Origin of the sequence: Thermopolyspora flexuosa (genome assembly GCF_006716785.1) — a bacterium.
GTDB classification, from domain to species: domain Bacteria; phylum Actinomycetota; class Actinomycetes; order Streptosporangiales; family Streptosporangiaceae; genus Thermopolyspora; species Thermopolyspora flexuosa.
This window is the reverse complement of record NZ_VFPQ01000001.1, coordinates 1604403-1628235: the sequence shown is the minus strand read 5'-3', so window position 1 is coordinate 1628235 and position 23833 is coordinate 1604403. Positions and strand designations below refer to the sequence as shown.

Genomic DNA, 23833 nt, shown 5'->3' with positions numbered 1-23833 from the left:
TTCCTGCCCTCGACCCATCAGATCCGTCACGCACAGGGCGGCCACTATGCCGCCTTGGTCCCACCGAGGCGTCGGGTCCGGCATCGACACGGGTGTTGTTGTTACCCGGCAGATGCCCGGGCGTCGGGCGTCGTCGGTTCGAGATCGGAGGCAGGGAACACGCCGAGGCGGTGGGCGAGGGCGGCGGCCTCGCCTCGGGTGGCCACGCCGAGCTTGGCCAGGATGTGGGAGACGTGGGCGCTGACGGTCTTGACGCTGATGACCAGGGACTCGGCGATCTGGCGGTTGGTGCGGCCGGCGGTGACGAGGCGGAGGATCTCGATCTCCCGGGCGGTCAGGCCGAGGCGTGCCAGGGGGTCGTCGTCGGCCGGGGGTGAGCCGGTGGCGTCCGGTACGGCGACTCCCGAGCGGCGGGCGATCATGCGGATCTCGTCGAGCAGCGGCGCGGCGCGCAGCGGCTCGGCCAGCTCGGCGGCGCGGCGCAGCAGGTCCGCCGCACGGGTGCGGTGCTGCGCCAGGGCGGCGGCCTCCGCGGCGCGGGTGCGGGCGTACGCCTCGGCGTAGGGGTCGCCGACCGCGGCCCACGCCTCGGCCACCCGTTCCCAGCGGGCCGTGGAGTCCTCGCCGGGCGGGGTGAGTTCGGCGTCGGCCCAGGCCGCGTGGGCGGACCACAGCGGCTCGGGGGCGGGCAGGCCGGTGGCGAGCTCGCGGACGCGGCCCGCCCATGCCTCGTCCACCGGCTCGCCGAGCGCCCGGGCCCGGGTGTGGGCGCGCGCCTCGGCCCGGGCGGCGGTCACCAGCAGCGGCCAGCCGAGGAACGGGATGTCCCGCGCGTACGGCAGGGCGTCCGCGACGGCCGCGCGGGCGTCGGCGAGCCGGTTGTCCCGCAGCGCGATCTCGGCCGCGAGCCGGGCGAGCGAGACCGCGACCAGGGGCATGCCGGGGTGCTCACCGGCGAGCGCGCGGGCGAGGGACAGCCGCTCGCGTGCCGCCTCGGTCTCCCCGCGCAGCAGCGCGACCTCGCCGCGCAGCGCGTGCAGCAGCGCGCCCGGCCCGCCCGCCGGGTCCTCCTCGAGCGCCGCCGCGGCGGCCCGGTCCGCCTCGTCCCAGTCGCCGCGCCGCAGCAGCAGCCCGGCGACCGACAGCCGCAGGAACGTGCCGAGGGTGCGCCCGAGCCCGGCGGCCTGGGCGGTGCCGAGGCCGGCCCGTGCCATCGCCATCGCCTCCTCGGCGCGCCCGGCCCAGGCGAGGGCGTCGGCGGTGTTGAGCTCCGCCCGGGTGAGGCGGACCACGTCGCCGCGCCGCCGGGCGAGCTCGCGCCCCTCGGCGAGCGCGGCGAGCCCGGCCTCGTGTTCGCCCCGCTGCGCCAGCGCGGCCCCGAGCGTGACCAGCGCGTTCGCGACGGTGCCGGGGTCACCGGCGGCGCGGGCGACGCGCACCGCGTCCGCGGCGACCGCGCGGGCCCGCTCCGGCCGTCCGAACAGCAGCAGCACCACCCCGTACACGTCGAGCACCCGGGCCCGGCCCGGCGAGTCCCCGGCGGGCGCCAGTGCGGCGGCGCGCTCCGCGCACGCGATGGCCTCGCGGTCGCCCACGTTGGTGAGGGCCATCGCCCGCAGCGCGAGCAGCATCGCCGTCTCCTCGGGCCGGTCGTCCCCGGCCTCGGCGAGGGCCTGTTCGGTGAGGTCGAGGGACGCGGCGTCCTCCCCGGCCCACAGCGACGCCATGATCGCCTTGAGCCAGGTCTCCCGCCGGTCCGGCCCGGGATCGGCGTCATCCGGCCACACCGTCAGGGCGCGGCGGAGCATCTGCGCCTGCTCGGCGTGCGCGTGCATCGCCTCCGCGGTCTCGGCGGCGCGCAGCAGCGCGGGCAGGGCGCGCCGCGGCTCCCGCGCGCCGTACCAGTGGAAGGCCTCCTCGGCGGCCCGGCGCTCGGGGGCGAGCAGGTCCGGCGCGGCGTCGATCGCCTCGGCGTAGGCGCGGTGCAGCCGCACCCGCTCGGCGGGCAGCAGATCGGTGAGCACCGCCTCGCGCAGCAACGCGTGCCGGAACCGGTACCCGTCCCGCTCCGGCAGCAGGATCCGCGCGTCGACCGCCGCGCGCAGGGTGGTGAGCAGCGCCGTCTCGTCGAGCCCGCTGGTACGGCGCAGCAGCTCGTACGGCACGCACGGCCCGCCCACGGCGGCGAGCCGTACCGTGTGGTGGGCGTCGGCGGGCAGGCGGTCGACCCGGTGGAGCAGCAGGTCGCGCAGCGTGTCGGGCAGCGCGTCATCGGCCGGCCCGGAGGCGCGGGCGAGCTCCTCGGCGAAGAACGGGTTGCCGCCCGAGCGCCGGTACACCGTCTCGACGAGCCGCTCGTCCGGCCGCCGCCCCAGCACCCCGGCGACGAGCTCGCCCACCTCGGCCCGGGTGAGCCGGGCCAGGCGCAGCCGGCGCACCCCCGGCAGCCGTTCCAGCGCGGCGAGGTACGGCGGCAGCGGGTGCGCCCGGCCGAGGTCGTCGTCGCGGTAGGCGGCGAGCAGCAGGACGCGGGCGGGGCGGAGCGTGCGGGCGAGGTAGCCGAGCAGCTCCCGGGTGGTCCGGTCCGCCCAGTGCAGGTCGTCGACGACGAGCAGCACCGGCCGCTCCTCGCCGAGCCGCCGCAGCAGCACGGCGAACAGCTCGGCCAGCTCGAAGAGCCGCGCGCCGCCGTCCTCGCCCGCGCGGACCCGCGCGGCCGTGCCGTACTCGGGCAGCAGCTCCAGCAGCTCGCGGGCGGCGGGCAGCAGCCGGGTGAGCCGGTCGGGGCCGGGTTCGCGGGCGAGCTCGCGCAGCACCGTGGTGACCGCGGCGAGCGGCAGGCCCTCGGCGCCGAGCTCCACGCAGGCGCCGCGCAGCACCCGCCAGCCCGCCCGCGCCGCCCGCGCCGCGTGGTGGTCGAGCAGGCACGTCTTGCCGATCCCGGCCTCCCCGCCGACCACCACCATCCCGGCGTCGCCGTCCTGCGCCGCGCGGGCGGCCTCCCCGAGGAAGGCGAGCTCCTCCTGCCGGCCAAGCAGCCCCATGGCGACCACGATAAGGCCGGCCGCGCGGCGCTACGGCGGCCACGATAAGGCGGCGGATAGGGCATCTGCCCGGTGTGCCGGGACCGCCCGGCGGGCGAGGCTGCTCCCCGACCGTTCCCCGGGACGACCGAAGGAGACGAACGATGAGGCAAGTCCCCGTGCTCATCGTGGGCGGCGGCATCACCGGGCTGTCCTGCGCGCTGTTCCTCGCCGCCCACCGGGTGCCGTGCCTGCTGGTGGAGCGCCACCCCGACCTGCTCGGCCACCCGCGCGCCCGCGGGATCACCCCGCGCACCATGGAGCTGTACCGGCAGGTCGGGCTGGAGGAGCGGATCCGGGCCGCGGCGTTCGCCGGTCCCGGCTTCGCCTGGGTCCCGGTGCGCGCCGAGACCCTGAGCGACGACCGGTACGAGTCCCCCGACGAGCCGCACGAGAGCGACGGCGCGGAGGCGAGCCCGTGCCCGTTCGGGCCGATCGACCAGGACCGCCTCGAGGCCCTGGTCCGCGACCATGCCCGGCGTCTCGGCGCGCGGCTCCGGTACTCCACCGAGCTGACCGACTTCGAGCAGGACGAGGCCGGCGTGACCGCCGTGCTCAAGGACCGCACGACCGGCGTGTCGGAGCGGGTGCGGGCCGAGTACCTCGTCGCCGCCGACGGCTTCCACAGCCCGATCCGCCACCGGCTCGGCATCCCGGTCGACGGCCCCGGGCGGCTGTTCGACACCATCACCGCGATCGTCGACGCCGACCTGCGTCCGGCGCTGCGCGGGCGGCGGGCCACCATCGCGTACCTGCGGCGCCCGCGCCCGAACACGATCCTGATGGCGCACGACGACGAGGGCACCCGCTGGGTGTTCGGCACCGGCCACGACCCGTCCGCCGAGCCGGTGGAGTCGTTCACCGACGAGCGGGTCGCCGCCATGGTGCGCGAGGCCGCGGGCCTTCCCGGCCTCGAGGTACGGCTGCGCCCGCAGATCCCCGGCACCGACCTGAAGGTGCTCGCCTTCCCCATCGGCGCGCACGTCGCCCGCGCCTACCGGGCGGGCCGCGTCTTCCTCATCGGCGACGCCGCGCACGTGTGGCCGCCCACCGGCGGCCTCGGCGCCAACGCCGGCATCCAGGACGCGCACAACCTCGCCTGGAAGCTCGCCTTCGTCACCGACGGCCTGGCGGGGCCCGGCCTGCTCGACAGCTACGAGGCGGAGCGCCGCCCCACCGGCCTGATGACGATGGGCCAGGCGCTCGCCCGGTTCGGCACCCGCATGGGCCCCGGCGAGGCGCCCGAGATCATCGAGTACGGCTCGGTGGCCCTCGGCTACCAGTACCGCTCATCGGCGATCTTGGGCGCGGCCCCCGCCGCCGACCCGCTGCCCCTCGGCGAGCTGCGCGGCCGGCCCGGCACCCGCGCCCCGCACGTGGCGGTCGAGCGCGACGGCAAGCCCGTCTCCACCCTCGACCTGTACGGCTTCCGCTTCGTGCTGCTGACCGGCCCGGACGGGAACGCCTGGGCCGCGGCCGCCAAGGACCTGCCCGTGCCCGTCGACGTGTACCGCTTCGGCGTCGACCTCACCCCGGCAACCGCCGCCGAGGCCCACGACCTCGCCCCCGGCGAGGCGATCCTGGTCCGCCCCGACGGCTTCGTCGCCTGGCGCTCCACCACCCCCGGCGCCCTCGCCGCGGCGCTCGCCACGATCCTGTCCCGCTAGCCCGCCCCGGCCCGCCGTACCGGGGCGCGCACGGGACCGGCCCGGGTCCCGATCCTCCCGGCGAGAGGGCGGGAGGATCACCGCCCGGTGCCGCCGAGGCGGGCGAGGCGACCGCCCCCGGCCGGTACCGGCGGCGAGGGACGCCGGCATGCGGCCGGGGGCGGCCGGGTGTGGGTGGGGGGTGCTCAGCCGACCCGCTCGGTGGCGGTACGGCGGAGGTGGAAGAGCTCCGAGGGGGAGATCGGCATCCTCATGATCGGGATGCCCTCGGCGTCCTCGATCGCGCTCGCGATCACCGCGGAGACCGGGATGACGCCCGCCTCGCCCGCGCCCTTGATGCCGAGCGGGTTGAGCGGGCTCGGGGTCTCCAGGTGGGCGGTCTCGACCCGGGGCACCTCGGTGGCGTACGGCATGAGGAAGTCCATGAACGAGGCGTTCAGCAGCTGGCCGTGCTCGTCGTAGACCATGCGCTCGTACAGCGCGCCGCCGATGCCCTGGGCCACGCCGCCGTGGATCTGGCCGTCGACGATCATCGGGTTGATCAGGCGGCCGCAGTCGTGCACCACCGCGTACCGCAGCACCTTGATCTCGGCGGTCTCCGGGTCGGTCTCCACGATCGCCGCGTGCATGCCGTACGCGAACGTGGACCGGACCGGCGAGTAGTAGTCGCGGCCCTCCAGGCCCGGCTCCTCCCCCTCCGCGACCGGCGGCTTGTCGTCCGAGGCCGCGGTGGCGAACTGGGTGGCGCGCTGCGCCTCCTCGTCGAAGGCGTACCGCAGCGGGTTGGACAGCACCGCGACGGTGGCGAGCGGGATCGAGGCCGAGGGGTTGCCCTTGACGTGCACGATCCCGTCGGTGATCGTCAGGTCGGCCGGGTCGGCCTCGAGCGCCTCGGCGGCGATGCGCAGCGCCTTGTCGCGCACCTTGCGGCAGGCGAGCGCGATCGCGTTGCCGCTCATCACCGCGGCGCGGGAGGCGAAGGTGCCCACGGCGTACCCGAACCGGCGGGTGTCGCCGGTGACCACCGAGACCCGCTCGATCGGCACCCCGAGCTCGGTCGCCGCGATCTGGGCGAACGCCGTCTGGTGGCCCTGGCCCTGGGAGGTGAGGCCGGTGGACACGTGCACCCGGCCGTCCGAGGTGATCTGCACGTGCCCGCCCTCGTACGGCCCGACGCCGGTGCCCTCCACGTAGCAGCCGATGCCGATGCCGAGGCGGCGGCCCTCGGCCGCGGCGCGCTCGCGCTCCTTCTCGAACTCGTCCCAGCCGATGAGCTCCTTGAGCATGCGCAGGGCCTCGGGATAGTTGCCGCTGTCGTAGATCAGCGGCCTCCCGTCCTGGAAGGTCATCTTGTGGTCGTAGGGGAACTCGTCCGGCTGGATGAAGTTCGCCGCGCGCACCTCGGTGCGGTCCTTGCCCAGGTAGGCCGCGATGCGGTCCATGGTGCGCTCCATGCAGAACACGCCCTGGGGCCGGCCCGCGCCGCGGTACGGGGTGACGATCACCGTGTTGGTGTAGACCGAGGAGAACTCCACCCGGTACGCCCCGGGCTTGTACGGCCCGAGCAGCTGGGTGGACGTGATGATCGGCACGATGATCCCGTACGGCGTGTAGGCGCCGTGGTCGTGCAGGAACGTCACGTCCAGGCCGAGGATGCGCCCGTCGTCGTCGAAGCCGACCCGCACGTACTGGACCTGGCCGCGCTCGTGGGCGGAGGAGATGAAGTGCTCGCGCCGGTCCTCGGTCCACTTGATCTCGCGGCCCAGCGTGCGAGCCGCCCACGGGATGAGGATCTCCTCCGGCCACGGGTGCACGATCTTGACGCCGAACCCGCCGCCGACGTCCGGGGCGATCACCTCGACCTTGGGCAGCGGCAGGCCGAGCTTGGCCGCGATCGCCATGCGCACGCTGGTCGAGGTCTGCGTGGAGGAGTAGACGCGCAGCGACCCGTCGTCCGGGTCCCAGCGGGCGTACACGCCGCGCCCCTCCAGCGGCATCGACGCGCTGCGCTCGATGTCGAGCCGGAACTCGAGCCGGTGCGGGGCCGACTCGATCATCTGGGCGGCGCTGCGGCCGTCCGCCGAGGGCACCTCCTGCACCAGGTGGGCGCCGACGTTGCCGGGCACGTCCGGGTGCACCAGGTGCTCGCCGCGCACCGCCTCCTCGATGCCGACCACCGCCGGGAGCGGCTCGTAGTCGACCTCGATCAGGTCGCAGACGTCCTCGGCCGTGTACCGGTCCTCGGCCACGACCATCACCACGGGCTCGCCGACGTGGCGGACCACGTCCTTGGCGAGCGGGCGGGCGGTGCGGCCGTGGGTGAGCGCCGGGTGCGGGATGAGCAGCGGCAGCGGCTCGCCGACCCGCGCCGGCAGGTCCTCCCAGGTGTAGACGGCGACCAGGCCGGGCACGTCGAGCGCGCGGTCGACGTTGATGTCCCGGATCCGGGCGTGCGCGTGCGGGGAGCGGACGAAGGCGACGGCGAGCGCGTCCCTGCCGAGGTCGTCGAGGTAGCGTCCGTTGCCGGTGATCAGCCGCGGGTCCTCCAGCCGCTGCACCCGCTCGCCGAACAGGCTGGTCGTCACGATTCCTCCGTCACTGCTCGGTGGCTCCCCGCGGGCACCCCGGCCCCGTTCTCCTCCGCGGCGATCTCGGCCGCGCGGTGCACGGCCTTGATGATGTTCTGGTAGCCGGTGCACCGGCACAGGTTGCCGGAGATGCCCTCGAGGATCTCCTCGTCGCTCGGCGAAGGGTTCTCCCTGAGCAGCGCGGTCACCGTGCACAGGAAGCCCGGCGTGCAGAACCCGCACTGCAGGGCGTGGCTTTCGGCGAACGCGCGCTGCACGGGCGAGAGCGTGCCGTCCGGGGCGGCGAGGCCCTCGATCGTGGTGATCTCGTGCCCGTCCACGGAGACCGCGAACGTGAGGCAGGAGCGCACCGGCTCGCCGTCGAGCAGCACCGTGCAGCAGCCGCACACGCCGTGCTCGCAGCCCACGTGGGTGCCGGTGAGCCCGAGATCGTGCCGCAGGCAGTCGGACAGCAGCCGCCGCGCCGGCACCCTCGCCTCCCGGACCACGCCGTTGACGGTCAGCGATATGTCGAACAGGGTTTCGGTCCCCACCCCGGTACTCCCCTTCGCTTCAGGTGCGCCTTCAGCCATGCGACGCCCGTTCCGCGGCGATGCGCAGGGCGCGCTCGGCGAGCACCCCGGTCAGGTGCCGCCGGTACTCGGCCGTGGCGTGGATGTCGTCCTCGGGCTCCACCCGGTCCCGTACGGCGGCCGCCACCGCGGGCCAGTCCGCCGAGGCGGCCGGGCGGCGCGCGCACTCGGCCGACACGTCGACGACGACCGGCACCGGGCCGACCCCGATGCAGGCCACCTTGGCGGTGGTGATGCGCAGGTCGTCGTCGAGGGTGACGAGCGCGGCGACCCCGGCGAGCGCGAAGTCGCCGTGCCGCCGGGCGATCTCGCAGAACGCGGTGCCGGAGCCCGGCGGCAGGGCCGGGAAGAACGCCGAGACCGCCAGCTCGCCGGGCTGCAGCGCGGACTCCAGCGGCCCGAGGAAGAACTCGTCCGCGGGCACGTCGCGCTCCGGCGCGCCGTGGCGGGCGAGCCGTACCGTGCCGCCCAGCAGGGCGAGCACGGCCGGCAGCTCCGCGGCCGGGTCGGCGTGCACGAGGCTGCCGACCACGGTGCCGCGGTTACGGATCACCGGATGGGCGACGTGCCGCAGCGCCTGGCGCAGCAGCGGCTGGCGCTCGGCCACCGCGGCCGAGCGCTCCACCGTGGCGTGCCGGGCGAGCGCGCCGACCCGTACGCCGCGGGCGTCGGCGGCGACGGTGTCGAGCGCGCCGATCCGGTTGATGTCGACGAGCCTCGCCGGTGCGGCGAGACGCATGTTCATGAGCGGAATGAGGCTCTGTCCCCCGGCCAGAACCTTGCCCTCCGGCCCCGCGTCGGCGAGGACCTCGAGGGCCTCGCCGACGGTGCGCGGGGCGTGGTAGTCGAATGGGGGCGGTTTCACGTGTCCGTCCTACCCCAGGTACCCGTTGACGTGCGTTGATCGTTCACGGTGACGGTGTGCCGTCCGGCACGGATCACCCGGCGGCGCCCTTCTCGGCCGCGACCTCGCCGACCGGGGCGGATTCCGCGGGCGACGACCCGCGCCGGGCGAGGGCGCGGAGCAGGTGGTAGCCGCCGAGCAGGACGATCGTGCCGAGCGCGATGCCGCCGATGGTGAACTCGCCGGTGATCGCGTGGTCCACGGGGCCGATGGCGAGGATGATGCCCGCGCCGACCGGGACCATGTTCACCGGGTCCGCGAAGTTCACCCGGTTCTCCACCCAGATCTTCGCGCCGAGCATGCCGATCATGCCGTAGAGGATCACGCAGACCCCGCCGAGCACACCGCCCGGAGTCGCGGCGATGAGCGCGCCGAACTTCGGGCAGAGGCCGAACAGGATCGCGATGATCGCGGCGACGTAGTAGGCGGCCGTGGAGTACACCCGGGTCGCGGCCATGACGCCGATGTTCTCGGCGTAGGTGGTGGTCGGCGAGCCGCCGACCGAGGTGGCGACCACGGTCGCGACGCCGTCCGCGGCGATCGCCCGGCCCATGTACGGGTCGGCGTCGACGCCGGTCATCTCACCCACCGCCTTGACGTGCCCGATGTTCTCCGCGATCAGGGCGATCACGGCGGGCAGCACGAGCAGCACCGCGGAGACCCGGATGTCCGGCGCGTGGAAGTCCGGCAGGCCGATCCACGGCGCGTCGGCGACGGCGGACAGGTCCACCCGCGGGTGGGTGTCCACCTGGCCGGTGCCGGCGTTGAAGGCGGTGATGTTCCCGAAGACCCGGTCGGCCACCCAGGAGAGCACGTAGCCGACGATCAGGCCGAGCAGTACGGCGATGCGTCCGATGAAGCCGCGGAACAGCACCATGATCAGGAAGGTGACGACCATCGTGATCAGGGCGATCCACTGGTCCTGCGGCCAGTAGGTGTCCGCGACCACGAACGCGAGGCCGAACCCGATCAGCATCACCACGCCGCCGGTGACCACCGGCGGGAAGATGCGGTGGATGAACCCGACACCGAGGAAGTGGATGAGCAGACCGAAGATGGCGAGCACGAGGCCGGCGACGAGGATCGCACCCGTTACGATCTTGTCGACGGCCGGCGTGTCACCACCGAACAGCCCGCGGATCGCCGCGACGCCGGCGACGAAGGAGGCGCTGGTGCCGAGGTAGCTCGGCACCTTCCCCTTCACCATGAGCAGGAAGATGATCGTGGCGACGCCGGACATCATCACGGCGAGATTCGGGTCCAGCCCCATGACGAGCGGGAACACGAAGGTCGCGCCGAACATCGCGACCACGTGCTGGGCGCCGAATCCGATCGTGCGTGGCCAGGACAGCCGCTCGTCCGGCTTGACCACATCGCCAGGGGCCAGCTTGCGGCCCTCTCCGTGCACCTTCCACCCGAATGCCATATGAGCCCCTCTTGTGCCGGGCCGTCGGCCGGGCGCCACCCCGCAGGCAAAACCCACCGCGGCGACTAACACTTTCCACCGGGCCGGACGTGACGTCCGTCACCCGTTGCGGGCAGGTTAGACGTGGTGACGCGGCTCTTCATGGGCAGGATTTGCCAAACGTCCTGCCGTCGGCAGAGTTTTTCTTGCGCACCGGCCGACCGGGGTGGCGGTGAGTGGGCGGCGTGGACCTCGCCGGGCACCTCGGACGTGCCCGGCGACGCCGTGACGCCGCGCCCGAGGACCTGTCGGACACGGCGTCAGGTTTGTCAGATGTCGTGTCAGGCCGGTTTCGGACGCGTTTCGGACACGCCGGAGCCGTGATTCGGACCCGGTGGCCGCCGCGGCGGCGGGACCCGGGTCAGATGCCGCGCATGCGCAGCACGTGCAGCGCGAGGGTGAGGTTGAGGCGCAGGTGCGCGTCCTCGGTGAACCGGCCCAGCATGCGCTCGAGCTTGCCGATGCGGTAGCGCAGGGTGTTGTAGTGGAAGTGCAGCCGCCGGGCCGTCTCGGCGACGTTGAGGTTCGTCTCCAGCAGCACCTGCAGGGTACGGCGCAGGTCGACGTTCTCGGCGTCGTCGTCGGAGGCGAGCGGGCCGAGCGTCTCGGCGACGAACGCGTGCAGCTCGGCGGTGTCGTTCACCAGCGACAGCAGCCGGTAGACGCCGAGCTGGTCGAAGTGGGCGATCGCGCCGGGCCCGTGGAGCTGGCGGCCGACCCGGGCCGCCTTGAGCGCCTGGCCGTACGCGTCGGGCAGCAGGTCCACGCCGTGCGCGACCCGGCTCATGCCGGTGGAGAAGGTGGCGGGGGCGCTGTCGCCGAACGCGGTCTGGGCGTCCCGGGTGAGCCGGGTGACGTCCACCCCGGCCCCGACGATCGCGACGACCTCGTGCGAGAAGCCCGCCACCGCGCCGCGCGGGTCGTGCCGCCGCACCGCCGACACCCAGGCGGAGAGCAGCCGGTCCTGGGCCGAGCGCTCCTCCCCGTCCGGGTCCATCTCGGCGACCACCACGGTCACCGGCCGCTCCAGGTCCCAGCCGAACGCGCGCGCCCGCTCGGTGACCCGCGGCCCGCCCCGCCCGATGAGCACGTCCCGAAGGAAGTCCGCCCGGTACTTGCTCTCCACGGCGGTGACCGCCTCCTGTTTGGTGATCACGAGCGCGGCGACCGTCGCGGCGCGTTCCAGGATGCCGACGTCGCTGTCGCGGAGGGTGCCGGTGGGGCTGTAGGCGACGAGGCGGCCGTGGTGGTGGCCGCCGGCGACGACCGGTACGGCCGCGAACCCCCCGTCGGCGCCGTCACCGCCCGGCCAGGCCACCCCCGAGGACCCCGAGGCCACCGCCCAGGTTACCCCCGGCGTGGTGGACTCCCGCACGGCGGCCTCGCACAGCACGGCCACGTCGTCCGGGGGGCCCGCGGTGGCGAGCACGTGCCCGGCCCCGTCGAGGATCGCCACCGCGACGTCGAGCAGGTTCGCCACCTCGGCGGCGACCTCGCGCAGCCCGCCCCCGGCGAGCACCACCTGGACGAGCGCGCGGTGCGCCTCCTCGGCCCGGGCGAGGATCGCGGCCTGCCGGTTGAGGATGTCGGTGAGCACCTGGTTGAGGATGTCGTCGAAGCCGACGTCGTTCGGCAGCAGGATCAGCGGGAAGTCGAGCCGGTCGGCCTGCTCGATCATCTCGTCGGGCAGCTCGTCGACGTACCGGCCGAGCTTGATGCCGAGCGCGGCGAGGCCCCGCTCGTCGAGGTCGGCGACGAGCCGGCCGAGCGACTGGGGCGTGTTGCGCAGCGGGTAGCCGGTGGTGAGCAGCAGCTCGTGCGGCTTCACCCAGGCGAGGATGTCGGGCACCTCCATGACGTTGAGCCGCTGCACGATGCGGTTGAGGCCGCCCTTGCCCGCGATGAGGCGGGCGCCGGCGAGGGTGGAGACGCCCAGCACCTCCCCGACGGAGACGCCGTAGATGATCGTCCCGGTGCTGGCCAGTCGCGGGGCCGGGGGGGAGGGTTCCGTAGGCATTGCTCGTGCTCCCGAGACGGTCGGTTACGGGCCACCTCATTCTGAACGAACTCCTTGTCTGGCAACAAGAGCCAACCTTTCCGGGAAGTGTTGGCAGCTTTCTCCGTACGGCGACGTGGCGGCCCGTTCTACGGTCGCGTCAGGTTTTCCGTCCTGGGACGTCAAGTGGGGAAGCATTCATGAGCGTCGGTACACGCCGGACACCCACCCGGGTCGCCCGGTCCGGAGCGCGGGCCAAGGCCGAGCCACAAGCGGCGGCCGCGTCGCGCCCGGCGACGACGAGGGCAGCAACGAGGGGAACGACGAAGGCGACAGGGTCCCGGTCACGGGCCGAGCTCACCGGAGCGGCGAGCGTGGCCCTGCGCCCGGCGCTGGAGGCGTCGCGCCGCCCGGCCCGGGTGCTCGCGGTGTTCCCGCTGGGGGCCTACCTGGAGACCCGCGGGCCGAACGAGCCGCGCGTGGTCTGCCTGGTGACCGGGGAGGGGACGAGACTGCCCAACGCGGTCGTGCTCGCCGAGCCGCTGCCACCGCTCGCGGTCGGCGACGAGGCGGCGGTCGGCGACGGGGTCGTCGAGGCCGGCCGGGCCGTGGTGCGGATCCGCCGCTGGTGGGATCCGATGCCCGCGCTGGGCCTCACCGAGATCCCCCGGCTGGAGCGTGCCGCGGTACGGCTCGCCGACATCTGCGCCGCGACCGGCCGCGCGACCGGCCTCGACGAGGCGGGCTTCCCCGCCCAGCTCGCGGCGGCCTGCGCGAACGACTCGCTGCTCGGGGCGCTCACCGCGGCCGAGCAGATCATGGGCCTCGGCCCCGGGCTCACCCCGAGCGGCGACGACATGCTCGCCGGCCTGCTCACCGCGCTGCGCCACCTCGGCACGGCCGCGGGCGTGGAGCGCGCGGTGTGGCTGGCCGACTGGCTCGCCGCCACGGTCGTCTTCGACGCGCCCACCCGCACCACCCCGATCTCGGCGACGCTGCTGCACTGCGCCGCGAAGGGCCAGTGCTGCGCCGAGGCCGCGGCGGTGCTGCGCGGCATCGTCGGGCTGCAGTCCCTCGATGCCGCGGTGCAACGGCTGCTGCGCCTGGGACACACCTCCGGCGCGGACCTGACCTGGGGCATCCGCGCCGGTCTGTCGGCCGTACTCGCCCTCGCACGCAGGGACGCGGGGCGGGTGGAAGAGATCGCACAAGTGCGGTGAAAGGCGGACTCGGTGAGTGACGGCACGATTGCGGAGGCCACGGACCTGGTCGAGGTGCGCACGGGCGTGTACCACGACTCGGTGAGCCTGATGCGGATCAGCCAGGCCCTGACGGCGCGGCCCGGTGTCGAGGTGGCGCTGGTCGCGATGGCCACCGACCTCAATCTCGATCTCGCCCGGGAGCTGCGGTTCGACGTACCCGAGTGCACCTCGAACGACCTGCTCGTGGCGATCCGCGCCGCCTCGGCCGAGGAGCTGCGCGGCGCCGCCGAGGAGCTGGAGCGGCAGTTCGCCGCGCTGGCCGCCGCGGCCCGGCGCACGGGTGGCGGCGCATCGGCGGCGGCCGCGCCCCGGACCACCCGGACGGCGGCGCGGCTCGCGCCGGACGCGGTCGTGCTCGTGTCCGTGCCCGGCGAGCACGCGTTCGCCGAGGCGATGGACGCGGTCGCGGCCGGCCGGCCAGTGATGATCTTCAGTGACAACGTGCCGGTGGAGCAGGAGATCGCGCTCAAGCGGCGGGCCGAGGAGACCGGCGCGCTGGTGCTCGGGCCGGACTGCGGCACCGCGGTGATCGGCGGGGTCGGGCTCGGCTTCGCCAACGTGCTGCGGCCCGGCCCGGTGGGCGTGGTGGCGGCCTCCGGCACCGGCGCGCAGCAGGTGACCGCGCTGCTCGACCACGCCGGGGTCGGGGTGAGCCACGTGCTCGGCGTGGGCGGGCGCGACCTGTCGGCCGAGGTCGGCGGGCTGTCCACGCTGCGCGCGCTGCGGGCGCTCGACGAGGACCCGGGCACCGAGCTCATCCTCCTCATCTCCAAGCCGCCCGCGCCCGAGGTCGCCGAGAAGGTGCGCGAGGCCGCGGCGGCCTGCCGTACCCCGGTGGTGACCGCGCTGCTCGGGCCGGGGCAGGACGACCTGACCGCGGCGGCGGAGAAGGCGCTGCGCGCGCTCGGCCGCGAGGTGCCCGAATGGCCGTCCTGGGCGGCGCCCGCCGCGCCGTCCGTCCCGGCCGGCGGCACGCTGCGCGGGCTGTACGCCGGCGGCACGCTGTGCGCCGAGGCCGGGCTGATCGTGCCGGGCGGCGAGTTCACCGACTTCGGGGACGACGAGTACACCCGGGGACGGCCCCACCCGATGATCGACCCGTCGCTGCGGCTGGAGGCGTTGGAGCGCTCCGACGCCTCGGTGATCCTGCTCGACGTGGTGCTCGGCCTCGCCGCCGACCCGGATCCGGCCGCGCGGCTCGCCCCCGCGATCCGGGCCGCGGTGGACCGGGGCGCGGCGGTCGTGGTCGCGCTCGTCGGCACCGAGGCCGACCCGCAGGGCCTGCACCGGCAGGCGGCGGCGCTGCAGGAGGCCGGCGCGGCGGTGTTCCTGTCGAACGCGGCGGCGGCCCGGCACGCGGCCGCGCTGCTCGGCGCCGAGGCGCCCGCGCCCGCCGCGACCGGCGAGGAGGTCGTGACCTCCGGAGATGCCGGGCAGGCGGACGGCGCGGCCTCCGGCGTGCTGCCCTCCGGCGAGCCGCGGGTGATCAGCGTCGGCACCGCGGTGCTCGCCGAGGCGCTCGACCAGCAGGCGGTCGACCACATCGCGGTGGACTGGCGCCCGCCGCTGCCCGGCACGGCCGAGGCGCTCGCCAAGGTGCTCGCCGACCCGCGGCGCGAGGAGGCGAACCGGATCGCGATCGGGCGGATGACCTCGGCGCGGCCCATGCTCGTCGGGGTACGGCGGGCGAGCGAGGTGCTCGACCTCGCGCCCGGCACGTTCTTCCACGCCGGCCCGCCGATCACCTGGGAGCGGGCGTCCGGGCCGATGCGCGGCGCGCTGATCGGCGCGATGCTCTTCGAGGGGCTCGCCGCCGACCCCGAGGAGGCCGAGGAGAAGCTCGCCAAGGGCACCGGCATCACCCTCGACCCCTGCCACCACCACCGCACGGTCGGCCCGATGGCGGGCGTGGTGAGCCCGTCGATGTGGATGTTCGAGGTGCACGACGCCGAGCACGGCGGCACCGCGTACTGCTCGCTCAACGAGGGCCTCGGCAAGGTGCTGCGGTACGGCGCGTACGGCCCCGAGGTGATCGAGCGGCTGCGCTGGATGAGCGAGGTGCTCGGCCCGGTGCTCGCCGCCGCCCTCGAGCGGTCCGGCCCGATCGACCTGCGCGCGATGATCGCCCAGGCCCTGCAGATGGGCGACGAGCTGCACAACCGCAACCGGGCGGCGACCTCGCTGCTGGTGCGCGAGCTCGCCCCGGCGATCGTGGAGGCCTCCCCCGAGCACGCCGCCGAGGTGCTGCGGTTCATCAACGGCAACGACCACTTCTTCCTCAACCCGGGCATGGCCGCGGCGAAGGTGAGCGCGGACGCGGCCCGCGGCGTGCCGGGCTCGACGATGGTGGTCTGCATGGCCCGCAACGGCACCGACTTCGGCATCCAGGTGTCCGGGCTGCCCGACCAGTGGTTCACCGGCCCGGCCGGGGTGCCCGACGGCCTCTACCTCGGCGCGTACGGCCCGGACGACGCCAACCCGGACATCGGCGACTCGACGATCACCGAGACCGCCGGGCTCGGCGGGTTCGCCATGGCCGCGGCGCCGGCGATCGTGCGGTTCGTCGGCGGCGACGTGTCCGACGCGATCACCGCGACCACGTCCATGTACGAGATCACGCTCGCCGAACACCCCGCTTACCAGATCCCCGGACTCGGTTTCCGGGGCACCCCGGTCGGCATCGACGTGACTCTCGTGGCCCGTACCGGGTTGCTGCCCGTGGTCAACACCGGAATCGCCGGCAAGGTGGCGGGGACCGGGCAGGTCGGCGCGGGTCTCGTCAAGCCTCCCGCAGAGGCGTTCGTGGCCGCCCTGAACGCATTGGCAAATGCGTTGTCAAACCAGTGATTCGGCGAGTTTCGTTCCCCGGTGACCCCATTTGGCCCTAGTATCGGTGGCCAGTCTCACAACTCGCCAAGTTTCACCACAAGATCCAGCAAAGGGATGCGTCACGGACACACCTGATTGGGGGGACGTCACGGTGACGGCGGATCGCTTGCTCGGGAGCACCTCGTCCGAGCCCACCGGGCCGACGGCCCAGGGACACGTGGAAGGGCGAGGGCGGCTCGTGGGCAGGCGGTACCGCCTGCTGAATCCCGTGGGACGCGGCGGCATGGGCATGGTGTGGCACGCCCATGACGTGCTGCTCGACCGCGACGTCGCCGTCAAGGAGCTGATCCTGCCGTTCGGGCTGGACAACGCGGGCACGCAGATCGCCTTCCGGCGGGTGCTGCGTGAGGCGCGGTCGGCGGCGCGGCTGAGCCACCCGGGCATCGTCACCGTCCACGACGTGGTCGAGGAGGACGGGCGGCCCTGGATCGTGATGGAGCTGGTCCGTGCCTGGTCGCTGGAGCAGGCGATCCGGCAGAACGGGCCGCTCCCTCCGGTCCAGGCCGCCGAGATCGGTATCCGGGTGCTCGACGCGCTGCGGCACGCGCACGCCCACGGCATCCTGCACCGGGACGTCAAGCCCGGTAACGTGCTGCTCACCCAGGACCGGGTGGTGCTGACCGACTTCGGCATCGCCGCCCTCGAGGGCGAGGTGTCGATCACGCAGACCGGGCTGCTCATGGGGTCACCGGCCTACATCCCGCCGGAGCGCCTGCAGGGCCGGCCGATCACCCAGGCGGCCGACCTGTGGTCGTTCGGGGCCACCCTGTACGCGGCGGTCGAGGGGCGCCCGCCGTACGAGGGGCCGGACGCGGTGGCGGTGCTCGGCGCGGTGCTCACCCAGGAGCCCGCGCGACCGGAGCGGGCGGGCCCGCTGCAGCCGGTGATCGAGGGTCTGCTGCGGAAGAACCCGGCCGACCGGATCTCGGCGGTGCAGGCCGCCCAGATGCTCGAGCAGGTGCTCGCGGCGCACGGCTCGGCCCGGCCGCCGCAGCCGCAGCCCGAGACGCCCGATCCCACGCCGCTCGACGCGCTGCCGCCGCTCGACCCGCCGTCCGGGCCGATGCCGTCCCGGATCATCGAGACGCCGTCCGGCCCGGTGAAGGTGCCGTACGACCCGTCGTCGGATCCGGCGAACACCTACCGGCCCGAGGCGCTGCGCAAGGCGGAGGCGGCCTCGGCCACGGAGGCGCGGATGAACTCGACCGGCCCGCACCCGATCTCCTCCTCCAGCGGACCGCATTCGATCTCCTCCTCCACGGGCCCCCACCCGGTCTCCCCCGCCACGGGCCCCCATCCGGTCTCCTCCTCCACCGGCCCGCACCCGATCTCCACGGGTCCGCACCGGATGCCCACGCAGCCGGCCGGTCCGGGCGGGTCCCGGTCGTCGACCGGGCCGCACCCCGTCCCGAACCCCGTCACGCCGCCGCATGCGCGCACGCCGCGCCCGGCCGACCCGGCCGGGCTGGAGGACGTCCCGACCGGCGGGCGGGACCGGCGGGCGACGATCCTGCTCGCGGCGGCCGCCGTGGCGGTGGTCGCGCTGATGTCCGCGGTGGTGCTCGTGCTCATGCCGAGCGACCCGGCCGAGCTGACCGAGGGCGGCGGAGGCGAGGAGACCGCGGAGGTCGCCGCTCCCGAGGCGACGGTCGTGCCGAGCGTGGTGCCGAGCGCCTCGCCGCAGCAGAGCGAGGACGACCGGGCGGTGGACGGTGAGGTGCCCGAGGGCTACAGGCTCCGTACCGCGAACGGCGTCTCGGTCGCGGTGCCCGAGGGCTGGCGGCTCTCCGCGACCAACCAGGTCGCCACGTTCACCGGCGAGCGGAACTCCGGCCTGCGCATCCAGATCCGGAAGACCACGCCCGCGCCGGCCGACGGCGGCATCGCGGAGCTGAGCAAGGCCGAGTCCGAGGCCACCTTCAACGAGTACCTGCAGGTGCGGCTGCAGCGGGTGTCCTTCAAGGGCTGGAAGGCCAGCGAGTGGGAGTACACCTACACCGAGCTCAACCAGGTGCCCACCCACGTGGTCACCCGCCACGTGACCATCGACGCGGACACCGCGTACCTGATCACGTTCACCGCGCCCGACGCCGAGTGGGAGCAGCACCGCCGCACGCTCGCGGTGCTGTGGGCCACCTTCAAGCCCGCCCGCTGACCCCGGGACCGCGCCGCGCCCGGTCCCGGGGCGGGTCCGCCCGCCAATGACCGACCGGCCGTACCCCCGAGCCGCCGCGGGTACGGCCGGAGCCGTGCCGGGGGAAATCCCGTTGCCGGGCATTACAGGAGTAATGCCACACTTTGCCCATGACCGCATCAGCCCTCGGCACGGCCCTCTCCCCCGAGGTCGCGCGCGTCCAGCGCCGGACCCTGGCCGTGCTCTGTACCGCCCAGATCATCAGCGGCATCGGCGTCGCCGTCGGGATCGCGCTCAGCGCGCTCGTGGCGGCGCGGCTCTCCGGCTCCGAGGCGATCGGCGGCCTCGCGGGCACGGCCGCGGTGCTGGGGGCTGCGCTGCTCGCCCTCCCCGTCGCCCGGCTGGGCACCCGGTCGGGGCGGCGGGCCGGGCTGACCCTCGCGTACGGCGTGGCGACGCTCGGCGCGCTCGTCGCCACCGCCGCGGTGCCGCTGGGCTCGTGGCCGCTGCTGCTTATCGGGCTCGTGCTGTTCGGCGGGGGCAGTGCGGGCAACCTCGCCGCCCGGTACTCGGCCGCCGACCTGTCCCCGCCCGGGAGCGCGGCGCGGCACCTGTCGCTGGTCGTGTGGGCGACCACGGTCGGCTCGGTCGCCGGGCCGAACCTCGCCGAGCCCGCCGGGCGGGCCTTCGCGACGCTGGGCCTGCCGGTGGACGCGGGCGGGTTCGCGCTCGCCATGATCATGTACCTGCTCGCGGCCGTGGTGATCGCCGCGGCCCTGCGGCCCGACCCGCTGCGCGTGGCCCGCTCGCTCGGCACCGCCGAGCCGGACGCGGCCGCGGGCGGCGGTACGGCGGGCGCGCGCCGCCCCGGCACCCTCCGCCTGGGCTGGCAGGTGGTCCGCGAGTCGCTCGACGCCCGGCGGGCGATCGCCGGGATCGCGGTGAGCCACACCGCGATGGTGTCGATCATGTCGATGACGCCGATCCACCTCGACCACGGCGGGGCGAGCGTCTCGGCGATCGGCGTCGTGTTCAGCCTGCACATCGCCGGGATGTACGTGTTCTCCCCGGTCGTCGGCCGGCTCGCCGACCGGTTCGGCCGCACCCCGGTGCTGCTCGCGGGCATGGCGCAGCTGCTCGCCGCCGCGGTCCTCGCGGGCAGCGCGGCCCCGCACGGGGTCACCCAGGTCACCGCCGGGCTGTTCCTGCTCGGCACCGGCTGGTCGTGCGGCCTGGTCGCCGGGTCGGCGCTGCTCACCGAGTCCGCCCCGATCGAGCGGCGGCCCGCCGTCCAGGGGCTGTCCGACCTGCTGATGAACGTCTGCGGGGCGAGCGGCACCGTGCTCGCCGGGCTGGTCGTCGGCTCGCTGTCGTACGGCGTGCTCGGCGCGGCCGTCGGCGCCCTGGTCGCCGGCGCCGCGGCATGGCTCGCGGTCACCGCCCGCCGGGCTCACTTGGCGTCGGCGTAGCAGGCGACCGCGACCGCCCGCATCGGGAACCGCACGGGCGTGTCGCCGAACAGCAGGCGGGTGGCCCGCTCCGCGGCGCGCTCCACGAGGGCGGCCACCTCGCCGGCCTGCTCGGCCGGGCAGTGCACCATCACCTCGTCGTGCTGGAAGAACACCAGCCGGGCCGGATCCGGCAGCAGCCCGCGCAGCACGGCGAGCAGGGTGAGCGCCCACTCGGCGGCGGTGGCCTGCACCACGAAGTTGCGGGTGAACCGGCCCCGGTCGCGGGCGGCGCGGGCGCCCTCCGGCCCGGCGACCAGCTCCCGCCAGCGCCGCGACGGCGGCGGGCAGGTACGGCCCAGCCAGGAGCGCACCAGCCGCCCCTCCTCCCCCGCCCGGGCCGCCTCCTCCACGTACCCGTAGGCCTGCGGGAAGCGCCTGCGCAGCACGCCGAGCAGCCGTACCGCGTCGCCGGAGGCCCCGCCGTACATCGCGGACAGCAGCGCGATCTTGGCGCTCTCGCGGGCGCCGCCGAAGTCGCGGGCGAGCGCCGCGTACAGGTCGGTCTCGCCCGCGGCCCGGGCCAGCCCCCGGTCCCCGGAGATCGCGGCGAGCACCCGCGGCTCGAGCTGGGCGGCGTCGGCGACCACGAGCGTCCAGCCCGCGTCGGCGACCACGACCCGGCGCAGCGCCTTGGGGATCTGCAGCGCGCCGCCGCCGCTCGTGGCCCAGCGCCCCGACACCACGCCGCCGACCACGTACTCGGGGTGGAAGCGGTCGCCGCGCACCCACTGGTCGGCCCACGCCCAGCCGTGGAAGCTGTGCAGCCGGGCGAGCTCCTTGTAGGCGAGCAGCGGCGCCACGGCCGGGTGGTCGATCTGCCGGAGCACCTGGGACCGGGTGGACGGGATCTCGATGCCGTGCGCCCGGAACGCCCTGAGGATCTGCTGCGGGGAGTCGGGGTTGACCGGCCGGCCGAACGCGGCGCTCACCTCGTCGGCGAGCGCCTGCAGCCGGGCCGGGCGCAGGCCGTGCGGCGGCCGGGGGCCGAGCAGCTCGGTGAGCAGGGCGTCGTGCACGTCGCGCCGCCACGGCATGCCCTCGTGGGCCATCTCGGCGGCGGCGAGCGCGGCGGCCGACTCGGCGGCCACCAGCAGCCGGAACCGGCGCGGGTCGGCGGTGGCGGCGATGCGGCGCTCCTGGTCGGCGTGCACCTCGGCCACCAGGTCGATCTCGGCCGGGCCCGGCCCGGCGGTGCCGGACGGCGGTGCACGGCGGGCCGTACCGCCGATCCCGGCCGAGGCGTCGAGGGCCCGCAGGTCGAACAGGGCGGCCTGGGCCGGGTCGTCGCGGCCCGGCGGCACGTCCTCGTCCGGGGGCACCGGCAGGCCGTGCAGCCGGGCGTACGCGGCCCGGGCCGAGCGGGGCTCGCCGTACCGGCCCTCGTAGCCGAGCAGCAGCGCCTCGGTGAGCGCGAGGTCGTGGCAGCGGCCCACGCGCGCCCCTGCGGCGAGCAGGGCGGGGTAGACGGCCCGGGTGTCCGCCCACACCCAGCGCGGCGCCTCGGCGGCCTCCAGCTCGCGTACGGCCGCGGCGAGGTCGGTCACCATGCGCGGCCCGGCGGTCCCGTCCCGGTCCGCGCCGAGCGGCCGGAGCGTTCCCCCGCCGTGCTCCCCCGGTGCCACCGCGACGTACACATCGCGATTCTCCCTCGCCTCTCCCACGCCCGGCCGCCCGAGGTCCGGTCTCCGCGACCGGTACGGCCCGCGGTCAGGGCGGGGCGAGCGGGATCGCCACCTCGTCCTCGAGCGGCGGGTCGATCTCCTGGGCGAGGCAGCCGGTGGCGGCGAAGCAGCGGATGCGCAGCTCGGCCGGGGTCACCGAGACGTGCAGGAAGCTCTTGAAGAACGGCGGGGTGTCGTGGTCGGCCAGCTCCGAGACGTAGCGGTGGAAGAGCTTGCCCACGGGCAGGTGGAACGGGAACGGCAGGGCGCCGAGCAGCCGGGCCGCCAGGCGCATGCGGCGGGTGATGCGCGGCCCGTCCCCAACGTTCGGCCGGGGCGGCTCGTTGCCCACCGCCGCCGACATGATCTCGACGGCCTCCTCCGGGGTGAGGTAGAGCGACCGGATGCGCAGCCGCCTGCTGTACAGCAGGCTGTAGAACGACAGCGAGTCGCCGCGCAGCGGATAGCACCGGAACTCGTCCTCGGCCACCCCGGCGACGTCCACCCGGGGGATGGTGTGCGTGGCGTGGGTGAACGCGCCGCCGCCGCCCGAGACGATGTACTGGATCACCCGGTCCCCGACCCGCACCGGGTAGCGCTGGTAGTTGTGCACGTCGCCGCCGATCGCCGCGACGTACCGGTGGGCCGGGTCGCGCACGATGTCGTCGACGGTGCCGCCGCCCTCGATCGGGCACGGGTGATACTCGTTGTTCACGTAGATCGGCTTGCCGGTGACGAGCACCTTGGGCCGCGGGTCGGCCGAGATCCGGCGCAGCCAGGCGCCCTGCTCGGCGTCGATCCCGTTGATGATGCCGGTGTCGATGCCGACCACGAGCAGCCGGTTCAGCTCGATGACCCAGTACGGCCCCGGCTGCCGGGCGGCCTGCTCCGGCCGGGAGCGGCGGGCCGCCGCCCGGGCCAATCGCTCCTCGTCGATCCGCTCCGGCTTGCGCCACAGCAGCCCGCGCAGCCCGCCGGGCGTGATGCCGTCGATCAGCGGCATGCCGCAGAAGACGCGCATGAAGCCGCCGAGGCCGTCGTACCAGTCGTGGTTGCCGGGCACGGCGTAGATCGGGGCCGGGTAGTCCTGGTACGGCCGGAAGAACTTGTCCTCGTAGTCGTTGCCCGACCCGGTCGGGTAGATCACGTCGCTGGCGATGATCGCGAAGCCGGTGTCCGCGCCCACCTTGAGCATGACGGGCACGACCGCGTACTGCGAGGCGTCGCCCTCGCCGGTGTCGCCGAGCACGAGGAACGAGCAGGTGTCGCCGAGGTCGCGCCGGTCGATGCGGAAGTCCCCGTCGCCGTCGCGCTCCCGCAGCGCCGCGACCCAGCGGCGGCGGGCGGCCGGGGACGGGTCGCCGAACAGCTGGGCGATGACCTCGTTGCGGGACCGCCACAGCGTGCGCGGGTTGAGCCAGGTGAAGCCGTTCCCGTCCGGCACGAGATCGGCGAACGTGCCGATCCGGTCACACTCCCACCCGGCGCCCAGCGCCGATGTACGCGACGAGACCCGCCCACCCCGTTCGGCGATCTTCGCGACATCGACCATGATGCCAATCATGGCCCGGCAATGCCGCGAATCGCGGCGAAATCGAAGATCCGCTCAAACCAGGCGTCCGCCCGGCCTCACCCGGCCACGTCACCGGCCGGCGCACCGGCCCGCCCGGGCCCGTGTTCCCGGCGCGCCCGGGAAAGGTACTCCATGATCGTTTCCATGTCCTCCGCGGCGCGCCCCGGAACCCGGACGGCGAGGCTCTCGCCGATCTCCGCCGCGTGATCCCGCCAGAGCGCCCGTCCGGCGGCGTACGGCTCGATCCCCGGCACGCCCGTCGCCGGCCCCCGAGACGGCCTCTCAGCGCCTCCCAGCGGCCCACGAGGGCCCGTACCCACGGGTGGCTCACCGGGGTGCGCTCCCGGGCGTGGCGGCGGGTCTGACGCGAGCGGCCCGTTTCCGGCCGCCGGATCGGGGCAGCCGAGGTGATTTGAGAAACCGGGAGGTGTTGTTGGGGGTCGAGGGGGCAGAACAGTGCCAGAGGCGTTAGGTTAGTCTTACCTAAGCAGTCTGCCGATTCGGGGGAAGCCGTTGTTCGAGAGCGCG

The 23833-nt window shown here is 74.8% G+C and carries 13 protein-coding genes; 5 read left to right on the top strand and 8 right to left on the bottom strand.

Annotated elements, in window-relative coordinates; genetic code table 11:
• Nucleotides 1–101: 101 nt before the first annotated feature.
• Nucleotides 102–3044, bottom strand: coding sequence for a helix-turn-helix transcriptional regulator (locus FHX40_RS07025; RefSeq protein ID WP_142258859.1), 2943 nt, complete (start codon nucleotides 3042–3044; stop codon nucleotides 102–104).
• A gap of 143 nt (nucleotides 3045–3187) precedes the next feature.
• Between FHX40_RS07025 and FHX40_RS07020 the strand changes: the two genes are divergently transcribed.
• The gene (locus FHX40_RS07020) at nucleotides 3188–4750 is read left to right on the top strand and encodes an FAD-dependent oxidoreductase (RefSeq protein WP_142258858.1); all 1563 of its coding nucleotides are present in this window, start codon (nucleotides 3188–3190) and stop codon (nucleotides 4748–4750) included.
• Between the two features lie 185 nt (nucleotides 4751–4935).
• Here the strand turns inward: FHX40_RS07020 and cutA are convergent, their stop codons facing one another.
• The 5 genes from cutA to FHX40_RS06995 form a co-directional block, all read right to left on the bottom strand.
• Entirely contained in the window at nucleotides 4936–7335 is a 2400-nt protein-coding gene (gene cutA, locus FHX40_RS07015; RefSeq protein WP_142258857.1) for an aerobic carbon-monoxide dehydrogenase large subunit, read from the bottom strand.
• Nucleotides 7332–7871 (bottom strand): (2Fe-2S)-binding protein, encoded by a 540-nt coding sequence (locus FHX40_RS07010; protein ID WP_268241039.1) that lies wholly within the window; start codon nucleotides 7869–7871, stop codon nucleotides 7332–7334. Before FHX40_RS07010 ends, cutA begins: the two co-directional genes overlap by 4 nt.
• 31 nt (nucleotides 7872–7902) lie before the next feature.
• Nucleotides 7903–8775: an FAD binding domain-containing protein gene (locus FHX40_RS07005; RefSeq protein WP_142258855.1), complete on the bottom strand. Its 873-nt coding sequence runs from the start codon at nucleotides 8773–8775 to the stop codon at nucleotides 7903–7905.
• Between the two features lie 73 nt (nucleotides 8776–8848).
• Nucleotides 8849–10240: a uracil-xanthine permease family protein gene (locus FHX40_RS07000; RefSeq protein ID WP_142258854.1), complete on the bottom strand. Its 1392-nt coding sequence runs from the start codon at nucleotides 10238–10240 to the stop codon at nucleotides 8849–8851.
• A 400-nt stretch (nucleotides 10241–10640) separates the two neighbouring features.
• Nucleotides 10641–12296 (bottom strand): PucR family transcriptional regulator, encoded by a 1656-nt coding sequence (locus FHX40_RS06995; protein WP_142258853.1) that lies wholly within the window; start codon nucleotides 12294–12296, stop codon nucleotides 10641–10643.
• Between the two features lie 353 nt (nucleotides 12297–12649).
• On the opposite strand from FHX40_RS06995, the gene FHX40_RS06990 reads away from it, so the two are divergent.
• The 4 genes from FHX40_RS06990 (at nucleotide 12650) to FHX40_RS06975 (ending at nucleotide 20029) form a co-directional block, all read left to right on the top strand.
• Nucleotides 12650–13495, top strand: coding sequence for an oxamate carbamoyltransferase subunit AllH family protein (locus FHX40_RS06990; protein WP_229788654.1), 846 nt, complete (start codon nucleotides 12650–12652; stop codon nucleotides 13493–13495).
• A gap of 12 nt (nucleotides 13496–13507) precedes the next feature.
• The gene (locus FHX40_RS25720; RefSeq protein ID WP_229788652.1) at nucleotides 13508–16384 is read left to right on the top strand and encodes a bifunctional FdrA/YlbE family protein; all 2877 of its coding nucleotides are present in this window, start codon (nucleotides 13508–13510) and stop codon (nucleotides 16382–16384) included.
• 199 nt (nucleotides 16385–16583) lie between these two features.
• Nucleotides 16584–18581: a serine/threonine-protein kinase gene (locus FHX40_RS06980; RefSeq protein WP_170198745.1), complete on the top strand. Its 1998-nt coding sequence runs from the start codon at nucleotides 16584–16586 to the stop codon at nucleotides 18579–18581.
• 149 nt (nucleotides 18582–18730) lie between these two features.
• Nucleotides 18731–20029 (top strand): MFS transporter, encoded by a 1299-nt coding sequence (locus FHX40_RS06975; RefSeq protein ID WP_142258850.1) that lies wholly within the window; start codon nucleotides 18731–18733, stop codon nucleotides 20027–20029.
• Here FHX40_RS06975 and FHX40_RS06970 read toward each other — a convergent pair.
• Both FHX40_RS06970 and FHX40_RS06965 read right to left on the bottom strand, forming a co-directional pair.
• Nucleotides 20011–21705: a bifunctional 3'-5' exonuclease/DNA polymerase gene (locus FHX40_RS06970; protein ID WP_142258849.1), complete on the bottom strand. Its 1695-nt coding sequence runs from the start codon at nucleotides 21703–21705 to the stop codon at nucleotides 20011–20013. The genes FHX40_RS06975 and FHX40_RS06970 overlap by 19 nt on opposite strands.
• Before the next feature lie 73 nt (nucleotides 21706–21778).
• Nucleotides 21779–23284, bottom strand: coding sequence for a metallophosphoesterase family protein (locus tag FHX40_RS06965; RefSeq protein WP_142258848.1), 1506 nt, complete (start codon nucleotides 23282–23284; stop codon nucleotides 21779–21781).
• Nucleotides 23285–23833: the final 549 nt, after the last annotated feature.